This window comes from Amycolatopsis panacis (assembly GCF_003600245.1).
GTDB classification, from domain to species: Bacteria; Actinomycetota; Actinomycetes; order Mycobacteriales; family Pseudonocardiaceae; genus Amycolatopsis; species Amycolatopsis sulphurea.
In genome coordinates, this window is record NZ_QZFV01000101.1 from 1 (window position 1) to 20,202 (window position 20,202).

Genomic DNA, 20,202 nt, shown 5'->3' on the forward strand with positions numbered 1-20,202 from the left:
GTCCCTTCACGGACTCTGAGTCCGTGAAGGGACCCTTCACAGCCTTCCGGGGGGTGCGGCGACCCGAGGATAGCGGCCCGCCGGGTGGCTCGGTCCGGGCATGACCTTTCGTCGCCCAGAGTGTGCCTCTACGGGCACACTCCTTTTCGGGAGCTTGCCTATTTGCGTCGCAGCAATTTAATAGCTGTTGTCAGCGTGCGCGATTACATTTTTCCAGAATTTAAGTTCCGTGGCCAGGAGTATTGACGTTCTCTTGGTGGTGCTCCTAGGCTCGGGGCCCCGCTGCTCGGGAAGGTTCGCAGAGTTGAGTCGAATTACTCATCAATTGTCGTTGAACGAGAATCATTGGCCTATGCTGCCGGGGGTCCGGGAGGCTCTGGAGGGGTCGCTCGCCGCGGTCAACGTGACCGGCGACGCGCTGGCCGCGCGCCTGGAACAGCGGCTGGCCACCGAACTCGGCACGGCGCCCGGCCGGGTCGTCGCCGGGGCCGGTTCCGCGGCATTGCTCCAGCAGTTCCTGTCCGCGCACTGTGCACCCGGGGCGACCGTGGTGCACACATGGCCGTCGTTCGACCTCTATCCGCTGCTGATCCGGAATGCGGGAGCCGAGCCGGTCGCGGTGCCGGGTGACGCCGACGACCGGCAGGATCTCGCCGCTGTCGCCGCGGCGGTCACCGAGCGGACCCGCGTCGTGCTGGTGTGCAACCCGAACAATCCCACCGGGGAAGTACTCGGCGTGCCGTGGCTCGAATCCTTGCTCGACGCCCTGCCGCCGCACGTGCTCCTGCTGGTCGACGAGGCGTATCGGGAGTTCGCCGACCCGGCCGCGATCGGCGACGTGACAACGGTGCCCGATCCGCGCCTGGCGGTGGTACGGACCTTCTCCAAGTCGCACGGCTTGATCGGCCTGCGCGTCGGCTACCTCACCGGAGTGGAAGAGGTGGTGGGGCCGCTGCGTCGGACGACGCCGTTCTACCGTGTGCCCACCGTCGCCCAAGCGGCAGCGCTGGCGGCGCTCGACGCCGGCGATCGTATGCGTGCGCAATGCCTTGAAGTGGCCGAAGAACGGGACCGGGTCCACGCGGGGCTAGTCGCGCTCGGCTTCGATGTCCCGCCCAGCGGCGGGAACTACGTGTGGGTGCGTCTGGGGCCGCGCAATCAGGAGTTCATGGCCCATCTCGCCGCGAGCGGGGTGATCGTGCGGGAGGTCGCCGGTGGCGTCCGCGTGAGCACCGGTCTGCCGGAGGCCAACGACGCGGTGCTCGCTGCGGCCCGCGTGTTCGCCGGAAGACCGCTGGTCCCGGAGGCCGTGCAATGACCGGCATGATGAGCGAGGCGCTGCAGGCCGGCGACCGCTCGGAGGTGATCCGCGGCGCCTTGGTCCGCCGGCGTTCCCCGTCCGAAGACCGGTTCGGCGAGCTGACCCACTATGCCATGGCCATGCCGGGCAAGCTGCTGCGCCCATTGATGCTGGTCACGTCGGCGGAGGCGGTCGGCGGAGTCGCCGAGACGGCGCTTCCCGCGGCGGTGGCGGTCGAGCACCTGCACGTGGCGTCGCTGGTGCACGACGACATCATCGACGGCGACGAGCTGCGCCGCGGCCGTCCCTCGGTGCAGGCGCGCTACGGCGTGGCAGACGCGATCGTGACCGGCGATGCACTGCTGTTCGACCTGTTCGCGGCGGTCGCCGAGTGTCCCGCACCGGCCGAGGTCGTGGTGGCGGTCGTCGACGAGTTCGCCCGCGCGGGCGGTGATCTGTGCCGGGGACAGGTGCTGGAGTCGTTGATGACGCCGCCGTCCGCCGCCGGGCCGGGCAGCCGGCTGGAGGATTATCTCGACGTCGCCGCGTTGAAGACGGCTGCGTTGTTCCGGGCCGCCTGCCGGGCGGGGGCGCTGCTCGGCGGCGGCTCCGCCGAGCAGGCCGACCTGCTCGGCGACTACGGCCACCACATCGGCGTGGCCTTCCAGATGTACGACGATCTCCTGCCGTACCTGGACTCCGGCGAATCCGGCAAGCCCGATGTCAGCGACGCGGCCAATCTCCGGCCGACCTGGCCGGTGCTGATCGCGCACCGCGACGGCCGCAGGGAGCACCGGGAAGCCGTCGAGATAGCGCTGTCCGGCACGCTCGATCCGGCCGAGACACTGGAGTCGCTGCGGCACGCGGTGGTCGGCAGCGGTGCGCTGAGCACCGCCCGCAGCCTCGCGCGCGAGCGCTCCCGCATCGCGGTGGCGCGCCTGCCCGAGTTGCCGGGAACCGTTGCCGCGGAACGGCTTTCACGGATCGCCGAGATCGCCGTCGACCGTGACCACTGAGGCGCGCGCGCCCGGTGTCACCCGCCGGGCGAGGGGGAGGGTGGCGGCGCACTGGGAGACCTGGCGGCCGTACACGACGTGCTACCCGGCCCTGCTCGGGCTCGCCGGGGTGCTGGTCGCCGGGGGCCGGCGCCCGGCTGAAATCGCGGTCGCGGTGCTGACCCCGGTGCTGGGCTGGCTCTCGGGGCACTACCTCGGCGACCACCTCGACCGCCACCTGGACGCGATCGCGAAGCCACAGCGGCCGATTCCGTCCGGCCGGATGCCGCCGTCCGTGGCGCTGGCCGCGGGAATCGGCTGTGCGGTGGCGTCCTTGGCCATCGCGGTCGCGCTGAACTGGCGCATCCTGCCGATCTTCGCGGTGGCGATGAGTGGCATCGTCGCCTACAGCGCGGTGTTCAAACGCCTGGGGCTGAGCGGAAACCTCAGCCGGGGGGTGTTGTCGGCGCTGGCGCTGGCGATCGGCGCGATGACCGCCGTGCCCTGGCCACCGCTGGAGCTGCTGCCGGTGGCCATGGGTTTTCTCTTGCACGACACCGCGTCCAACCTGATCGGCACGGTGCGGGACGTCGACGGCGACCGGGCAGGCGGGTACCAGTCGGTCCCGGTGCGTCACGGCGTCACGGCGGCGGTCCGGCTCGCTGCCGTGTTGTGGGTGGCAGGAACGGCCGCGGTCGGTGCCGGCGCGCTGGTCGCCGAGCAGCCCGGTGCGCAGCTCACGCTGGTGGCCGTCGCCGTGGTGATCGGCGGCTGTGCGCTGTCGGTGGCGCGGCCCGCATCGTTGACTGCGAGGCGGGCTCTCCGCTCGCACGAGCTGCTGGTCGCCGAACGGCTGGTGCTGACTTCGGCCGTGGTGGCGGGTGCGGCCGGTCTCGGCGTCGCCGTGCCGGTACTGGTGCCGGCGCTCGTCTTTTCCCTCGTCCTGCAGGGCCGGATGCGGTCACGGCACGAATTCCCGGATGAGACACCGAAGAAGGGAGAGAGGCCATGACCTCGGTCCACACCGGCACGGTGGAGGAGCTGGACACCGCCATCTCCGCGGGGGCGCAGGCACTGTTCGGAGCCCAGCGTCCGGACGGGGTGTTCGACTACGGGGCGAGCAGCCTGCGCTCGACGCTCGCCACCGCGGGTGCGATCACCGCGCTGCACTTCGCGGATCCCGGCGGCGCCGCGGACCTGATCGCGGCGGGCGTGGACCGGTTGCGCCGCACGCGCAACGAGGACGGCGGCTGGGCGCTGGTGCCCGGGCTGCCGAGCGAACCGGGCACGACCGCGGTGTCGGCGGCGGCGTTGCACCTGATCGACCCGGAGGGCAACGCCGCGGAGGTCGCCGACGGGCAACGGTGGATGGCGGACTACGGCGGCCTGGAGGCGATCCCGCATCCGGAGGTCGTGATGTGGTGCCGCCAGTTCTACGGCTTCGCAGGTTGGCTCTCCCCGCAGCGGATGCGCCGGTTCCCGCTGGAACTCGCGCTGGTCCCGGGCTTGTACCGGCGGCTGTTCGACGTGCGGCTGCCGATGGCCTCGGCACTAGGGCTCGCGCAGACCCGGCACCGTCCGCTGACGCGGGTGCAGCGGACGCTGGCCCGCCGTGCGGAGCCGAACGCGCTGCGGGTCATCCGGCAGGCCTTCGAGCACGAAGGCTCCGCCGGCTCCTGGTCGGAGGACGCCTGGGTGACCGGGCTCGTCTGCATCGGCCTCGCACGAGCCGGGCTGGGGCAGGACATGGTCGACGCGGCCGTGCAGTGGTTCCGGCGCACTATGGATCCGGACGGTTCATGGGCGACGACCCCGCTGGACGGCGCCTGGACGATGTACTCGGTGCGCGGCCTGATCGAGGCGGGCTATCGCGATGACCCCCGGCTGGAGCTGTCCCGGGACCTGTTCGTGCGCCTGCAACAGCGTCGGCCGTTTCTCGCTTTCGCTTGCCCACCGGGGTTCTGGGGCTGGTCGGGGGCGCACGGCTGGCCCGCGGTGCTGGAGACCGGCGAGATCGTCTCCGTGCTGGCGAAGCTGCCGGGCAGTGGACAGGACAAAGCCGTGCGCGTCGGTGCGGCGTGGCTCGGCAATCGCCAGGACAGCCGCGGTTCGTGGGGGCTCTGCGTACGCAACACCAAGGTCGTCAACAGCGGTCCGTGCCCGATGACGACAGCCCAAGCGGTCGACGCCCTGCTCGACGCGGGCGTGCCTGTAGGCGACCAGCGGATTCGCCGGGCGTTGCGGTGGCTGGGCCGGGCGCAGCGGCCCGATGGCAGCTACGAGTCGGTCTGGTACCGCGAGCACACGATGGGTACCGCGGCGGTGCTGGAGACCTTCGCCCACTGCGGCAAAGCAGGAGACCCGGTCGCGCGGCGGGCACGGTCGTGGCTGATCAGGACGCGCAACGACGACGGCTCGTGGGGCGATGGTCACGGCGTCGCAGGCACCGCCGAGGAGACGGGCTGGGCGGTGTCGGCGCTGCTGGCGGCGGGGGAGGAGCCGGCCGAGGTGGCGTCCGGGGTGCGCTGGCTGCTCGACACCCGCGTCGCCGAGGGCGGGTGGACTCCCGAGCCGGTGCACGAGTACGTCCGGTGGGTCAGCCGTTACGCCAACCCGGGCTTCACGAACGGCATGGCGTTGCGTGCGCTGGGCCGTTATCGGGCGGTGGCCCGATGAGCCGGCCGGAGGTCGTCGTCTGCGGCGCCGGGGTGGCGGGCCTGGCCGCCGCTTGTGCACTGGGCCGGTTGGGGCAGCGGGTTCTGGTGCTGGAGAAGCAATCCGTGCCCGCGCCGGTGGCCAAGGGCGAGGTGCTGCAGCCGGGCTCGCTGGCGATCCTGGACGAATGGGGCGTGACCGAACGGCTCGAAGCAGCCGGTGCGATGCGGCTGTCACGCCTGGTCGCCCGTGCCTCGGACGGCTCGCCGCGCATGGTGCTCGACTACAGCCGGCTTCCGGCCGCGCAGTCGTGGCTGCTGGCCCACGACTATCAGGCGATTCTCGACGCACTGACCGACGCGCTCCCCGCCGGTGTCGAGGTGCGCCGGGGCGTGCGCGTCCGTGAATTGTTGCGGTCCGGTGGCCGGGTGACCGGCGTGCGATGCGACGACGGCGACATCCCCGCGGCGCTCCTCGTTGCCGCGGACGGCGTCTCCTCCCGCCTGCGCACGGCGGCCGGGCTGAGCGCCGAGCGCCGCGACTACCCACATCGCCTGGCAGCCTTCGAACTGCACGACGTCGACGAGATCGAGCCCGACTTCTCGGCCTACGTCGGCGACGGCGGGTTGCGGCTGCACTATCCGCTGCCGGGACGTCGGGTCCGGCTCTATGTGCAGGTCGCGCCGGACGAGTTGCGCGGGGTCGGCCAGGACGGCTTGGGCGCGTGGGCGGACCGGGTGCTCGACGGATGCGCCGGCCTGGCACCGCTGGCCGCGTCGTTTCGGGCGGGGCTGGCGCGACGGCAGGTGCTGCCGGTGTCCCGGTCGATGGCGAACACCTTGGTGGCGCCGGGAATCGCGTTGGTGGGGGAGAGCGGCCACTCCGTGCACCCGATGGCGGCGCAGGGCATGAACAGCGCGATCGCCGATGCGCACGGGCTGGCCACGATGGTGCGCCAGGGCGGAACGCTGGCCGCAGGCGTCCTCGACCACGCGTTGCGCCGCTATGACGAGGCGCGCCGGGCCGATCTCGCGCACATCGGCCGGACCAGCCACAATGCCGCGCGGATGATCACGACCCGGTCGTGGGTCGGCCGGCGCGCGCTGTCGGGCACGGGGGCCAACGACCGGATCCGGCACGAGGTCATGCACACGATGTCGGGGCTCGGAGTGCGCAAGTTGACGCCGCTGGACCGGCTGCACCAGATCGGGCTGGTGCCCGACCCGCGCGCCACCCGGCTGCCCTCCTGGGTGCGCCCCGCCGAGGCCCGGGAACCGGCCCGATGAGTCCACTGTGGTCGATCACCGGTTCGCCGTCCTGTTTCCCCGGAAAGCGCCGGGGAAACAGGACGGGCCGGTCACGCGCGGGCGTACTCCAGGACCACCAGCCCGTTCTCCCCGTCGATCCGTCCTCGCCGGACGAGACCGGCGGGCGCGGCGAGCCCGTCGAAGTCCTCCGGACGGCGTTCCCGGCCGCCGAGCAGGGTCAGCGATTGCAGGTCGAACGACGAGTTGTTCTTGGCGTGCTCGGCACCGGCGAGCACCTCCACCACGAGCACGCGGCCTTCGCCGGCCGCCTCCGCGCACCGGGTCAGGATCCGGGTGGCGTCCGCATCGGGCCAGTCGGTCAGCACGCGCGAGACGATCAGCACGTCGTGGCCGGTGGGCAGCGGGTCGAAGAAGCTGCCGCCGACGAACTTCGCCCGGCCGCCGAGCGTGGCGAGGAACTCCTCGGCCTCCGGCCGGACCTCGGGCAGGTCCAGCACCGCGCCGCCCAGGTGCGGGTGCGCCTTCAGCACGGCCGCCAGCAATGCCCCGGTGCCGCCACCGACGTCGATCACGCTCGACACGGCACTCCAGTCGTAGCGGGCGGCGACCTCCGGTCCGGTCTGCCAAGCGAACCCGGCCATCGTCGCGCCGAAGAACGTCCGCAGGTCCTCGTCTTCGCGGTAATCCGACCAGAAGTCCTTGCCGTGCACGGCACCGTAGGCCGACCGGCCGGTGCGGACCGCGTGCAGCATCCCGCTGTAGGCCAGGTCCATCTTCTGGCCGGGGCCCTCGGCGTCGAGCCACGACCGCAGCAGCGCGTGGGATTCGTCCAGCAGCGCCCGGGAAACGCCGGTGAGCGCGTGCTCGCCCGGCGCGGGCTCGGCGAACAGGCCGACCGCCACGAGGTGGCGCAGCAGGCGGGCCAGCGCGTCCGGATCGGTGCCGGACGCCTGCGCCAGCGCGTCGGTCGTGGTGTGCCCGTCGCGGATCAGCTCGGGCAGCCTCAGCGCGACCGCGGTCCGTACCGCGAACGGCGTGGCGAGGTCGACGAGCGCGGCGAGCGCGGCGGTTCCGGTGGTCTCACTGGTCTCGCTGGTCAAGGTGGTCCTTTCGGGAATGCCCCGGAGGTGGAGTCGGTATTGCCCTGAAAGATGGCACGGAAAACCGTCGTCGGCAAGGTTCCGGCCGTAGTTGCAGCATCCGTTCCGCAGTGCGCGGAATGGCTCTCAGGAATGGGTGAAAAATGAGTTCTCTGGATGTCCGTCCCCTCACCGGGGCCTTGGGGGCCGAGGTCCGCGGCATTGCCCTCGCCGACGTCGACGACGCCTTGTTCGGTCGGATCCACCAATTGCTGCTCGAACACCTGGTGCTGTTCTTCCGTGACGAGGCCGGGCTCACCCCCGCCGACCACAAGGCGTTCGGCAGCCGTTTCGGGCAGCTGGAGGTGCACCAGTTCCTGCCCAAGCTGCCCGAGCACGAGGAGATCGTGGTCCTCGACTCCGACGCGGGGGCCAAGGCCGATGTGTGGCACACCGATGTCACCTACGCGCAGTCGCCGCCGATCGCCTCGGTCCTGCAGATCCTGCAGTCGCCGGAAGTCGGGGGCGACACGATGTGGAGCAACCAGTATCTGGCGTACGAGGCGCTGTCCGAGCCGATCCGGGAACTGGTCGACGGCCTCACCGCGCTGCACGGGTTCGCCTACGGATCGTTCCGCAGCGAGGCCGAGCACCCCGTTGTGCGCGTTCACCCGGAAACCGGCAGGCGTTCGCTTTATGTCAATCGCATGTTCACCCAGCGCATTCCGCAGCTGACGGCCGGGGAAAGCGAGGCGCTGCTGGCGCACCTGTTCACCGTGTCCGAAAGCCCGCAGCGGGTATGCCGCTTCAGGTGGAACGAGGGCGCGGTCGCGGTCTGGGACAACCGCGCCACCCAGCACTACGCCGTCAACGACTATTCGGCGCGCCGGGTCGGCCGCCGGGTCACCGTGCTCGGCGACGAGCCCAAGGGCGACGGCCCACGGTGGGCGCACCACCAGGGGCCGGGCATGAGCGCGACCGCGGTAAAGAAGTGACCCCATGAACGACACGGATTTCATGGAGCTGTACTGGCAGGACCCGCACCGCGCGCTGGAGTACGCCCGCGAGCACACTCCGGTGCGCGAGGTGACGTTCGAGACGGGGCCGACCTGGCTCGTCACCCGCTACGCCGACGTGCGTGCCGGGCTCGCCGACCCGCGTCTGGCGAAGGACTACCGCGCCGCGCTGTCGGAGGAGGAACGCGCACTCGCGCCACCGGGGCTGCCCGCGCCCATGTCGCACATGCTCACCTCGCTCGACCCGCCCGACCACACGCGGCTGCGCCGGCTGGTCACCCAGGCGTTCACCGTACGGCGGGTGGCCGAGTTGCGTCCTCGCGTGGAGGCGATCGCCAAGTCCCTGCTCGCCGAGCTGCCCACCGGTGAACCCGTGGACCTCGTGGCGCGCTATGCGATTCCGCTGCCGATGGAGGTGATCTGCGAGCTGATCGGCGTACCGGAACTGGACCGCGAGGACTTCGCCCACTGGTCGACGGTGCTGATCGACGAGTGCCCCGAACCCGAACTGATCCGCGCGTCGGCCCAGCTGGCGGACTATCTGAGCGGGCTCGTCGCGCTGCGCCGCAAGGATCCGGACGACGCGCTGCTGTCGGGGCTCATCGAGGCCTCCGAGGGCGGTGAACACCTGTCCGACATCGAGATCGTCGCGATGGCCATGCTGTTGCTGATGGCCGGCCACGAGACGTCGGCGGTATTCATCACGAACTCCGTGCGGGCCCTGCTGGCCGACCCCGCCGCGCGCGAGCGGCTGAAGCCGGACACGGCGGCGAACCTGATCGAGGAGCTGCTGCGCTGGATCTCACCCGCCCTCAACGCCTCGCTGCGGTTCGCCACCGAAGACCTGGAGATCAACGGGGTCCGGATCCCGCGCGGCGCGTCGGTCACCCTCTCGACCGGAGCCGCCGACCGCGACCCCCGCCGGTTCCCCGATGCGTCCACTTTGGACCCGGATCGCGACACCGCCGGACACGTCGCGTTCGGCCACGGCATCCACCGGTGCCTCGGGGCGGCACTCGTCCGGCTGGAGGCGGAGGTCGCCGTGCCGGCGCTGTTCGACCGCTTCCCGAACCTGCGGGCCGCCGCTCCGGACGAGGAGCTGACGTTCCGGCGCAGCGTGCACGTCCACGCGCCGAGGGCATTCCCCGTGATCCTGCAGCCGTAGTCCGCGCGTCTTCGGGACAGGGCTGTGAAGGGTCCCTTCACGGACTCTGAGTCCGTGAAGGGACCCTTCACAGCTTTTCAGCCGTGGTGTCCGGGGCGCGGGAGGTCGAGTGCGGGGTTCGCGGCGAAGAAGGCGACCGGCTTGAGGTGGAAGCCCACCTTGGACACCGGCATCACGGGCCAGTCCTCCGGGCGGGGGACATGGTTCGTGCCGAACGTGTACCAGAGGACGACATCGGTGTCCACGAGCGGCCGGTCGGCCTTCGCGTATTCGGCGAGGCCGTCGTCGCCGGGACGCTGGTTGGGGTACTCGCCGGAGGCATAGCGCTGCGCCGGATCGTAGGCGGTGACCCACAGATGCCGGTAGGCGAAGCCCGCGCGCCGGCTCGTCTGGGATCCGGCCTGTGCCAGCGGCAGGACGTTCGTGCCCGGCATCAGCTGGTAGCCGACCGGGCGTCCGGTGTGGTGGCGCACCGACGGATTCACGACTGTCCAATTGCGACCGGCGAGCGGATCGACCAGCCGCTGCGCCTCGCTTTCCCGGGCAAGCAGCTTCCCTTGCGCGGCAAAGGCATTGTGCTGCTCGGCGCCGGGCATGGCGACAGTGTCCACTTCGTACACGCTGTTGTGTTCTCCGTCGACGGACATGTCCAGCCGCATGTTGAAGAAGTGCTGATGGTTCGGCGCGTACAGGCCCGGAGCCACCACCGTGCCGTACACCGGATCTTCGCCCTCGTATGCGCCGGTGGACACGATGCCGGTCAGCTTCACCTCGAACTCGATGGTGCCGTCGAGGTAGAAGTACCAGAAGAACCCGTAGTCGTAGTTGTTCGCGGTGGCCCAGCAGGAGACCACGAGCCGTCGCTGACGGCGGGTCTCCGCGTGCCCGAGGTTGCCGTCGGTGTGCTTCCAGACGAGGTTGTCGTCCTCCTCGTGGATGCAGATGGCGTTCGGCAGCGTCACCGGATCGCCGTCGTCATCGCACATCACGACGTCCAGGTAGCGGATTTCGCCGAGGCAGTCGCAGCCCAGCGCGAGCGAGTTGAGCCACGGCCCGATGCCGCCTTCGCCGATGTCGAAGGCGTTCTTCACCCGCTGCGACGGATTCGGGTCGCCATAGGGCACGTACAGCTCCGACATCGAGGCCCGGTACACGATCGGCCGCTCGCGCCCGCCGTCGTCGTAGCTGATCTGGTGCAGCACAAGGCCTTCTCGCATGGTGTAGCCGACGTTCAGGCGCCAGCGCTGCCAGCGCAGCTCGTGCCCATCGACGGTGAAGCTCGGGCCGTCCGGCTGGGTGATCTCCAGCGGGCGCAGGTCGGTCCGGGTCGCGCCGAAGGCCGGCACGTTGTCCGGATAGCCGTCGATCTCTCCGGTGACCAGTTCCGGGATGTAGTTGCCGTGCCGGGGCGGGATCGGCACCACCCCGTGATCGACGAGTTCGGCGACCTCCATCCGATCGATGTCGACCAGGACGGTCAGGCCTTCGACCGGGTGCGCGTACCGATTGTCGAACTTGCCCTGCCGCACGTAGATCTGCGGGCGCATCAGGCGCCGGGCCGGGTCCTCGGCCGGGCCGGTGTGGCCCGCCGCCCACAGGTCGATCGCGACCGACTCCATGTCGGTGACCCCGCGGCGCCGCAACGCTTCCTGGAAATCGGGGTCGGCACGCAGGACCGTGTCGCACTCGTCGAATTCGTCGCGGGAGAAGCCCGGCTGCGCGTGGGGCACCTCGCGCCAGGACACGAGTTCGCCGCGGCTGATCGAGACGACGGCCTCGACGGTGGTGCGGCTGTCCCGGTCGCGCAGGACGACGAACGCCTCGCGGCCGGCCGGTACACCGTCGAGCACGGACCGTTTGGCCGGTTCGTGCAGCTCGACGCTGATGAACCGGACCATGGCGCCGAGTCCCTTGGCACCCTTGAGAATCGCGGAGGTGGCCGCGATCTCCTCGGCGGTGAGCGGCGCGAGCGGACGCACGGTCGCCGGGGCCTCGCCCGGCTGCCCGTGGCAACATTTCGTTTCGTCCCGGGGGGCCGGCTGAGCGGCGCTTTCCCCTGCGGTCATGGCACTTCCTCCAGGCGGCGATCGGGGTTCCAGTGACCGAGCAGGTCCCGGTAGAGCGGAGAGGTCTCGACGAGCGTCCGATGATCGCCGACGGCCGCGCCGGTGCCGTCGAGCACCAGCACGCGGCGGGCGCGCAACGCCGAGCTGATCCGGTGCGCGATCACGATCAGCGTACAGCCGCGCCGGGCGAACGCCTCCTCCGCCCGGCGTTCGGCGGCGGGGTCGAGATGGCAGGTCGCCTCGTCCAGCACGACCACCGCGGCCGGTGAGAGATAGGCCCGTACCAGTGCGATCAGCTGACGTTCACCGGCCGACAACGCAGACGGCACGACCTCGCCGCCGAGCCGCCTCACGAGTTCGTCCGCGCCGATCGCGGTAACCGCTTGCGCGACCAGTTCGGGATCGGCGTCCGGGGCGAAGTAGGTCAGGTTGTCCCACACGGTGCCCGCGAAGACGTATGCCTCTTGCGGGATCAGCGTTCGTGCCTGGGCGAGCCGTTCGGGGGACAGCTCGGACACGGGGACATCACCGAGCAGGACCGCGCCGGCATCGGGGCGCAGGAGCCCGCAGAGCAGCCCCGCCAGGGTGGACTTGCCGATGCCGCTGGGTCCGACGATGGCGAGGTGGTCACCCGGCTCGACGACGAGATCGAGCCCGCGCAGCACAGGCTCGGCGTGCGCTCCGTAGGCGAAAGTGAGGTCGCGGACGGTCAGGCCGCCGCCACGGCCGGCCTCGGCCCGGCGCTCCGGTTCGGCCGGCGGCTCGGCGGCGTCGAGGATGCGGCGGAGGGTGACGGTGTACCGCAGCCCGCTGCCGCCGACGGCGGTCATGAGGTTGCGCAGTACCGGCTGGAGTCCAATGAGGACATACGTGAGCCCGCCCATCACGGCCCCGGCGGTGAGCCCGCGGCTGACCAGCCACGGTCCGGCGACGAGCAGGACGACCAGCGGCACCCAGCCGCCGACCGCCAGGCAGAGACTGCGGGCCGCCGTGACACCGGCGATCGCGCGCTCCGCGTCGGCCTGGGCCCGGATCGGCCCGGCGACCATGCCCGCCGCGTGCTCTTCGGCACCGGTCGCGGCGATGTCGCGGGTGCCGGCCAGGACGGCCCCGGCGGTGACGGCGAGACGCTCGTCGGCGTGCACCGACCGGCGGAACCGTTCGGCCGCCATCCCGAGCGTGCCCAGGAAAAGGCCGAGGCCCAGCAGGAACGGCGGCAGCAGCAAGGCCACGATCACCGGGTCGACCGACAGCATCCCGACCACGACGCCCACGACCGTGACGACGAACCCGCGCAGCACCACGATCAGCCCGGCGTAGGTGTCCCGGACGATCTCGACCTGGTGGGTCAGGCGGGCGATGGCCCCGTCGTCGGCACGCCCGTGCACCGCGTGCCGCAGCGCCCCGCCGACGACCTTGCGCACGAGCGTGTCGCGGAACGGCTCGACCAGCGCGCCGAGCAGCCGGTACACCTGCCGCGAGCCGAGGGAACCCAATCCGGCGGCGACGAGCAGCAGGCCGAGCCACGCGAGGCCCACGGCCGGGCGGTTCGCCAGGAAACCCGAGTCGACGGCGTTCGCGACCGCGACGCCGGAGAGCGCGGCGGGCAGCGCCTCGGGCACCGACCACAGCAGCAATGCCACCACCGGCCCGCGCGGCATCGTCTTGATGCCGAAGGCTATTTCGCGTTTCACCCGAACACCTCCCGGTAGCCGGGCCGCGCCCACAGCTGCTCGTGGGTGCCGGTCGCGGCCACCTTGCCCTTGTCCAGCCAGACCACGAGGTCGGCGCGAGCCGCGGTCGCCGCGCGGTGCGTGACGATCAGCCGCGTGCGCCCGCCGTGGTCCTCGGTGAGCGTGCGGGCGATCTGCATTTCGGTCACCATGTCCACACTGGACGTTGCGTCGTCGAGGACCAGCAGGCGGCGCGCGGGCCACGCACGGGCCAGACCGAGCCGCTGGTACTCGCCGCCGGACATCGGCGCCTCGGTCAGCGGCGTCGCATAGCCGTCGGGCAGCCGGTTGACGAACTCGTTCGCGTGCGTCGCGCGCGCCGACGCTCGCACGTCGACGTCGCGCCCGGCAGCCACGGCGTCCCCGATCGACGCACCGACGAGCACCGGCCGCTCGAACGCGCATCCGACCGCGGCCCGCAGCGCGTGATGATCCAGCGCGGCCAGCGCAACACCGTCGAGCAGGACCTCGCCCTCATCCGGTGTACGCAGCCGTGCGGCCACCTCCGCGAGCACCGACTTGCCCGCTCCGGACGCTCCGACCACGGCCACCGCGGCCCCTCCCTGGACCCGCAGAGTCACGTTCTCCAGCAGCACTGCGTCGTCCGCGCGTACGGTCACGTCACGGAATTCGAGGGTGCCGGGTCCGGCCGGCAACGGTTCGGCGCCATAGGGGAGCGGTTCGGTGCCGAGCACCTCGCCGACGCGGTGCACTCCCGCCTTGGCCCTGGCGAGCCTGCTGAAGACCCCGGTCAACGCGCCGAGCCCGCCGCCGATCACCGCGTACTGGCTGGCGGCGAACAGCTCGCCCGGAGTGATCCGGCCACGCAGCATTTCGAGGCCGCCGGCCGCGAGCACGGCGACCAGCACGAGCGGGCCGACCAGGGTTGCCTGCGCGCTGGAGCGCGCCATGACCTTCCAGGTGCCGATGCCGTGTTCGTGCAGGTCGGGCAGGTCCGCGAGCACCCGGCGTTCCTCCACGCCGACCGTGCCCGCGGCGGCGATGGTCCGCGCCCCGCCGAGGGATTCGGCGAGCCTGGCCGCGATCGTGCCCTGCGTCCGCAGGTAGGCCAGCATCACCTCGGCGCTGCGCAAGGCGAACGTCCGCAACACGACCACCACCAGCGCCAGCCCGGCCAGCAAGGCGAGTGCGAGCCACAGATCGATCCACGCCAGCAGCACCAGGCTGCCGATCGGCGGCAACGCGGCCGAGACCGTCGTGACGAGCGCAGGGCCGGCCTGTGCGGCCTCGGTGGCGCTGCCCGACACCCGCGTCACCAGGTCGCCTGTCTCAAACCGGGCGGAACGGGCCGGGCCGATCGCGAGCACGTGCCGCACGACGCGATCGCGCAGCCACGCCGTGGTCCCGGCGACGCAGGCGGTGCCCGCGTAGGCGTCGATCACGTCGAAGACGACGTTGGCGGCGATCAGGAGCCCGGCGGCCACCACCCAGAAAGCGCTGCTGTGCCCGGTGATCAGCGCGTCGACCGCGTTGCCCAGCACGGTGGGCAACGCGAGCGTGCCGAGACTGCCGACGAGCCCGGCGAGCCCGATCAACGGTAGCCAGCCTCCCGCGCGCCGCGCCACGTCGCCGAAGGTGATCATGGGATGTCCAGTCCGGTGTGCGCGGCGAGGAACGCGAGCATGTCGCCGGCCAGCTGTATCGCCCGGGTGGCCGAGCTCGCGCCGTGGCCGACGTCGGGTTCGTGACGCAGCAGCACCGGCCGTCCGCTCGTGGTCGCCCACTGGAGGGCCGCGCACATCTTGCGGGCGTGCATCGGGTCCACCCGGGTATCACCGCCGAACGTCGTGAACAGTACCGCCGGGTAGGCGACGCCCTCCCGAACCCGGTGGTACGGCGAATAGCCCAGCAGCCAGGCCAGTTGTTCGGGATCCTCGGCGGTGCCGTACTCCTCGCGCCACTGCAGTCCGAGGCCGAACCGCTCGTAGCGCACCATGTCGAGCAGCGGCGCCGAGCACACCGCGGCGGCGAACAGCTCCGGACGCTGGGTCAGCGCGCCCGCGACCAGCAACCCGCCGTTGGACTCACCGCAGATGCCCAGCTGCGCCGGCGTGGTCCAGCCCTCGGCGATGAGGTGCTCGGCCACGGCGACGAAGTCGTCGAAGACGTTCTGCTTGCGGTCGAGCATGCCGTCGCGGTGCCATTGCTCGCCCTCCTCACCGCCGCCCCGCACCTGGGCGGACGCGAAGACACCGCCCGCTTCGACCCACGCGAGGATGTAGCTGGAATACGAAGGCGTCAGCGGAATGCCGAAACCGCCGTAGCCGTAGAGGATCGTGGGCCGCGGACCGCTGCCGGGCTTCGCGAGGACCACGACCCGGATCGGGGTGCCGTCCGGGGAAGTCGCGGTCACTTGCCGGCTGGTCACTTCGGGCACGGTGATACCGGGCGGTCCCGCCCACAGTGTCGTCTGGTGCGTCTCGGCGTCGTAGCGGTGAACCGCGCCAGGCGTCACGCTGTCGGTGTAGCCGAACCAGGCCTCGTGCCCGCGCGTCGACACCGAGCCCAGCGATCCGGCACCGGGCACCGGCACCTCGGCGACCCGGTCGCCGGTGCCGAGGTCGTGCAGGCTCACTTCGCCGATCGCGTGGCGGATCCGGCTCACCACGAGCATCCCGTCCAGCACGGCCAGTCCGCTGATCACCGCCGCCGGGTCCTCGGGGATCAGCTCACGCCACTGCGAGGGCGCGGAGGGGTCGGCCACGCACACGCGGCCTCGGGGCGCGTCCTGGTCGGTGACGATGTACAGAAGATCCTTGTGCAGCATGGCAGCCGCGCGCCCGTCCGGTCCTTCGTGGACGGTCCGCAGCGCGCCGGTGCCGAGGTCGACGAGCCACAGCCCGGTGCCTTCGGAGAGGATCAGCCACCGGCCGTCCTCGTCGATCTCCAAGCCGAACGATCCGGTCCGGCCGGTCACGGCGACGTCCTGATCCACCGGGGTGCCGACCCGGTGCAGCCACACACGCTGCTCCCGCACGTAACAGAAGTCCTCGGCGCCGGGCAGCCACGCGACCGGCGTGGACCGGCAGCCGCGGATCGGGCCGTCGAGCGGCTCGCCCGATTCTACGTCGAGCACGTGGAGTACCGAGTTTTCCGTCCCCCCACGGGAAATCTGGAACGCGAGGCGGGCGCCGTCGTGGCTGGGATGCCACGCGTCGAGTGCGACCAGGCCGTCACTGTCCAGCGCCATCGGGTCGACGAGCGAGCGCGGGGCACCGTCCGATTCGGACACATAAAGCACGGGGTGTTCCTGGCCCGGTTCCTGCCAGAGGAAGAACTGCCGATCGCCGCGCCACCGGGGCGCGGTCACCACACCGGTCGCGCTCAGCCGCCGCACGTCCTGGTGCAGCCGCCTGCGTGCGGGCAGGGTGGCGGCGTGCGTGCGCCAGCGGCCGTCCTGGCCGTCGAGCCAGCTCCGGGTCCGCGCGCTGGTGGCGTCTTCGAGCCACCGGTAGGGATCGGGCACACGATGGCCGTGCAGGTCGTCGACCAGGGGAAGGCGTTCGGCGAGGTCGCGGGCAGGCACGGCCGGTCCTTTCACGAAGTGTGGGTCCTGGGCGGGGGACCAAGCCCCGCCCAGGACCCTTGTGCCACTGCGCAATGTCAGTGGCAGAGCAGCAGGCTCAGGTTGCTCGGCGTGTGGGACGCGCAGCCGAGAACGGTCAGCGTGGAACCGCCGCCGCCGCCCTTGCCGCCGGGAGCCTCCAGGCCCTGCATGTCGAGAAGTGCCATTTTCTTACACCTCCTTCAGGTGCTCGTTACTTGACGAATGCCCAGTGGCATCCGGGTTCTTGGGGTCGGCCAGGAACGGGAGCCGCACGGGTTCGCCGTGCAGCACCGAGCCGAGCGCGAACAGCACGCCCGCCGTTCCGGTGGCGAAGTCCATGGACAGGCGCAGCAACTGGTCGCCGGGGAAGGCCAGGCCGTCGGCGCAGGGCACCGCGTGCCAGCTCAGCCCGCGCACCAGGGTGTCCACTGCGGACGGTTCGGCGGCCAGGAGCATCCCGGCCCGGCCGGTGTAGAGGCCGGGCTGCACGTAGTAGGAACTCCGGGTCACCGCGCGCAGTCCGGTCAGCATTTCGGCGAGCTGGTCGTCCGGCCGGTGGTGCAGGTAGCGCTGTAGCACCAAGGCGATCCCGGCCGAACCCTCGTCCAGGTAGGGCAGCGTCCGCCAGCCCTGGTCGACCTGCGCGGTGCCGTCCTCGGCGCGGACGCACCGCCGAAGGTCCTGGCGCAGCGCGATCTCCGCGCGATCGAGCAGCCCTTGATCGCCGGTCTGTTCATAGGCGTGCAGGAACAGCAGCGCCGGCCCGGCCGAACCGAACATGAGCCCGGCCCGGGGATGGTCGCCCCCGCTGATCTCGGGCACGTCGGTCACGCCGCCGAGCCGTTCGGCGACCCGGTCCACGACCGTCAGCGCGGGCTCGATGCCGAGTTCGTCCCGGAAGTGCAGGAGGTTGAGCCCAATGCCGGCCAGCCCGCCGTGCAGGCCGAGTTCGGTGGCGTCCACCGGCATCGCGAGACAGCGCTCGACGATTCTCAGCGCGTCGGGGCGATGACCCAGCTCGGCCAGGGCGTACGCGACGCCGTGAAGTCCATTGTAGAAGCCGGTGGTGATGCCCTCGGCCGGGGTCAGGGCGTGCTTGCGCAGCCAGTCCTCGTGTTCGGGGAAGCTTCCCGCACCCGTGGCAGCGAGGGCGTACAGCACGCCGGACGCGCCGTGGGCGAGGCTGATCCCGCCGCCGGGGGAGAACTGCGCGATGTCGCCGGGGAACAGGCGATCGTCGCGGTCGGGCGTGGCGGAGGCGAGGATCGCGGTCCGCAGCGCGGTCCGCACTTCGTCCCAAGTGGACACTCCGGGCAGCGGAAGTCCGGACATCCGGGACGGCGCCGGCGCCGAGCCCTCGATCGTGCGCACGGCGTCGTCCAGCGCGCCGGGCGGCAGCGGGAAGACCTCGGCCGCGTAGGCCGCGATCTGCCGTGCCTTTCCGGAGTCGAACCGCGTGGTGATCGTGGCCTGCGGAGCGAACATGCCCAGGCACATGCAGGCGAGCGCGTACCGGTCCACCTCTATGCCGGCCCGGTCGGCGGGCGCGGAGAACGCCGGATGCGCCAGCGACGAGCGGGCCTCGTCGGCGACCAGGGTGGCGACCTCGAAGTCGATCAGCACCAGCCGGCCGTCCGCCGTGACCAGGATGTTCTCCGGATGCAGATCGCCGAACACGACGCCACGGCCGTGCAGCGCGTCGACGGCGGCGGAGACCTTGGCCAGAATGCCCAGCGCCCACTCGACGTACTCGGCCAGCTCGGCCGGCCCCGGGTCGGGGTGGGTCAGCGGGTAGCGGTGCACCAGGAGGCGCTGCAACGGGTTGCCGTCGACGAACTCTTCGACGAGGAAGTGGTGGCCGCCCAGCTCGAAGTAGCCGAGCACCGCGGGCACCACGTCGAGCCCGGCGAGGCGAGTCAGCATCTCGCGCTCGTGCCCGATCCGAGTCACCGCGTCGCGGCCGGTGACGTCGAGGCCCGCGTACGGCCTGCCCTCCTTGAGCACGACGCGGTCGCCACTGCGATTCTCCCGGCCGAGGTAGACCCCGCCGCCATTGGAGAACTGCATCGCGCTTTCGATCGTGTAAGGCAGATCCGTGGTCGTCACTGCCGCGCGGGCGGCGAAATGCGGCTCCAGGAAGGACGGCAGCGAAATCCACGGCGGGAGCGCGAACGTCGGGCCGCGCACATCGGGCACCAGCACGCCTTCGGCATCCTCGATGGCGAGCACGCGCTCACCATTGTCCGACACGCAGAAACGCTCGGTGAAACCGCCATACCGCACATACAGCGGTCCGTCACTGTAGCGAAGATCACTGAGGATATAAGGGCCGGCGACGCCGCGGAGCAGGTCGTCCAGCTCGGCGAGCACAGCCTCGAACTGGGCGTCGGAAAACGGGTAGATGGTCACCAGTTTCCCGCTGGAGCCACGGAATGCCGATTTGGCGTTGAACACCACCGCGACATTCCTGCTGCGCAGGAACTTGAAGGGGATGCGGTTCTTCATGCAGAAGTCCCACACGGTGTCAAGCACCCGTTCGGCGTCCGCCAGCCGGGAGGAGACGTGGATCTTCCAGCCCTGGGTCGGCACCACCGCACCGTGGGGCGCGTAGTACATCCAGGTGTCGCTCGGCTCGTGCGCCCAGTCCTGCGGAGTCGTCCGTGCGGTGACCGCGAAGTCGGTGTTCTCGCCGGCGTGACGGGACGGCTGGTCGTAGAACAGCCGGTCGGCAAGGCAATAGACCTCATAGCTCGCCTCGTCGTTCACCGTCATCCGGTCCCATCTCTTCGGGCTGCATCTCGTGGACGGGGCGAAGGTTATGGAATGAGCGTTCCGGCAGGCTTAGTGTTGTCTTAAAGGCATTCGGCGGCGTGCTCACCGGGGCCGCGCTGCTCCATCCGGAGCACGTCCCCCGACCGGAGCAACTTCGGCGGCCGTCGTAACAGATGACCGTTTTCCGCGACTGGAGGGTGACGGATCCGGCACTTACTCGGGGGAGGACGCGCATGAGTTTTCGGCGTACTCGTGGCTTCGCCGGTTCGCCTCGCGAAGCGGTGGATCGGCGCCGGGTTTTCACCGTGATGGCGGTTGCCGATGCTTTCCGGGCGGCCACCCATGTGAGCATTCCCCGCCCGGTTCCGGCCGATGCCCGCGAAACCATGCGCTTACGGCATACGTCCGGCCCGCGATCATGGCAGCCACGCGAATCTGCGCGCCGGGCAGGGTGCTGAACCGATGGCCGGCGGACACTCCGGTACGGTGCGAAGAGCGTTACCCGAGCGCCGGCCCGAGAATCCGCGGCCGAACCGGGTATCGCGGGCGCGGGCAGACGGCGAGCAGCCGCACCGCGCGACAATC

Annotated in this window: 14 protein-coding genes; 7 read left to right on the forward strand and 7 right to left on the reverse strand. The window is 71.0% G+C overall.

Going from position 1 to position 20,202, the window contains the following annotated elements; all coding sequences use genetic code 11:
• Positions 1 to 259: 259 nt before the first annotated feature.
• From D5S19_RS21650 to D5S19_RS21670, 5 genes are read left to right on the forward strand one after another with little or no spacing between them, the layout of a single operon-like run.
• Positions 260 to 1,318, forward strand: coding sequence for an aminotransferase class I/II-fold pyridoxal phosphate-dependent enzyme (locus D5S19_RS21650; RefSeq protein WP_267901140.1), 1,059 nt, complete (start codon positions 260 to 262; stop codon positions 1,316 to 1,318).
• Entirely contained in the window at positions 1,315 to 2,316 is a 1,002-nt protein-coding gene (locus D5S19_RS21655) for a polyprenyl synthetase family protein (protein WP_120025197.1), read from the forward strand. Before D5S19_RS21650 ends, D5S19_RS21655 begins: the two co-directional genes overlap by 4 nt.
• Positions 2,306 to 3,307: a UbiA family prenyltransferase gene (locus D5S19_RS21660; RefSeq protein WP_233574075.1), complete on the forward strand. Its 1,002-nt coding sequence runs from the start codon at positions 2,306 to 2,308 to the stop codon at positions 3,305 to 3,307. Before D5S19_RS21655 ends, D5S19_RS21660 begins: the two co-directional genes overlap by 11 nt.
• On the forward strand, positions 3,304 to 4,971 hold the full coding sequence (locus D5S19_RS21665) for a prenyltransferase/squalene oxidase repeat-containing protein (RefSeq protein WP_120025199.1): 1,668 nt from the start codon (positions 3,304 to 3,306) through the stop codon (positions 4,969 to 4,971). Before D5S19_RS21660 ends, D5S19_RS21665 begins: the two co-directional genes overlap by 4 nt.
• On the forward strand, positions 4,968 to 6,236 hold the full coding sequence (locus D5S19_RS21670) for an FAD-dependent oxidoreductase (RefSeq protein ID WP_120025200.1): 1,269 nt from the start codon (positions 4,968 to 4,970) through the stop codon (positions 6,234 to 6,236). The genes D5S19_RS21665 and D5S19_RS21670 overlap by 4 nt, the downstream gene beginning before the upstream one ends.
• Positions 6,237 to 6,307: 71 nt before the next feature.
• On the opposite strand, the gene D5S19_RS21675 is transcribed toward D5S19_RS21670, so the two are convergent.
• The gene (locus D5S19_RS21675; RefSeq protein WP_120025201.1) at positions 6,308 to 7,318 is read right to left on the reverse strand and encodes a methyltransferase; all 1,011 of its coding nucleotides are present in this window, start codon (positions 7,316 to 7,318) and stop codon (positions 6,308 to 6,310) included.
• Between the two features lie 143 nt (positions 7,319 to 7,461).
• Here D5S19_RS21675 and D5S19_RS21680 point away from each other — a divergent pair, with 143 nt between their 5' ends.
• Together D5S19_RS21680 and D5S19_RS21685 are read left to right on the forward strand one after the other, a co-directional pair.
• On the forward strand, positions 7,462 to 8,292 hold the full coding sequence (locus D5S19_RS21680) for a TauD/TfdA dioxygenase family protein (protein ID WP_120025202.1): 831 nt from the start codon (positions 7,462 to 7,464) through the stop codon (positions 8,290 to 8,292).
• Between the two features lie 4 nt (positions 8,293 to 8,296).
• Positions 8,297 to 9,478, forward strand: coding sequence for a cytochrome P450 family protein (locus D5S19_RS21685; RefSeq protein WP_120025203.1), 1,182 nt, complete (start codon positions 8,297 to 8,299; stop codon positions 9,476 to 9,478).
• A gap of 77 nt (positions 9,479 to 9,555) precedes the next feature.
• Here D5S19_RS21685 and D5S19_RS21690 read toward each other — a convergent pair whose 3' ends face one another.
• The 6 genes from D5S19_RS21690 to lanKC form a co-directional block, all read right to left on the reverse strand.
• Positions 9,556 to 11,544: a primary-amine oxidase gene (locus tag D5S19_RS21690; protein WP_233574076.1), complete on the reverse strand. Its 1,989-nt coding sequence runs from the start codon at positions 11,542 to 11,544 to the stop codon at positions 9,556 to 9,558.
• Entirely contained in the window at positions 11,541 to 13,238 is a 1,698-nt protein-coding gene (locus tag D5S19_RS21695) for an ATP-binding cassette domain-containing protein (RefSeq protein WP_120025238.1), read from the reverse strand. Before D5S19_RS21695 ends, D5S19_RS21690 begins: the two co-directional genes overlap by 4 nt.
• Positions 13,235 to 14,881: an ABC transporter transmembrane domain-containing protein gene (locus tag D5S19_RS21700; protein ID WP_120025204.1), complete on the reverse strand. Its 1,647-nt coding sequence runs from the start codon at positions 14,879 to 14,881 to the stop codon at positions 13,235 to 13,237. Before D5S19_RS21700 ends, D5S19_RS21695 begins: the two co-directional genes overlap by 4 nt.
• Positions 14,878 to 16,824 (reverse strand): prolyl oligopeptidase family serine peptidase, encoded by a 1,947-nt coding sequence (locus D5S19_RS21705; RefSeq protein ID WP_120025240.1) that lies wholly within the window; start codon positions 16,822 to 16,824, stop codon positions 14,878 to 14,880. The genes D5S19_RS21700 and D5S19_RS21705 overlap by 4 nt, the downstream gene beginning before the upstream one ends.
• Positions 16,825 to 16,901: 77 nt before the next feature.
• Entirely contained in the window at positions 16,902 to 17,030 is a 129-nt protein-coding gene (locus D5S19_RS21710; RefSeq protein WP_098509804.1) for a SapB/AmfS family lanthipeptide, read from the reverse strand.
• Positions 17,031 to 17,034: 4 nt separating this feature from the next.
• Positions 17,035 to 19,617: a class III lanthionine synthetase LanKC gene (gene lanKC, locus D5S19_RS21715; RefSeq protein ID WP_120025205.1), complete on the reverse strand. Its 2,583-nt coding sequence runs from the start codon at positions 19,615 to 19,617 to the stop codon at positions 17,035 to 17,037.
• Positions 19,618 to 20,202 lie beyond the last annotated feature (585 nt).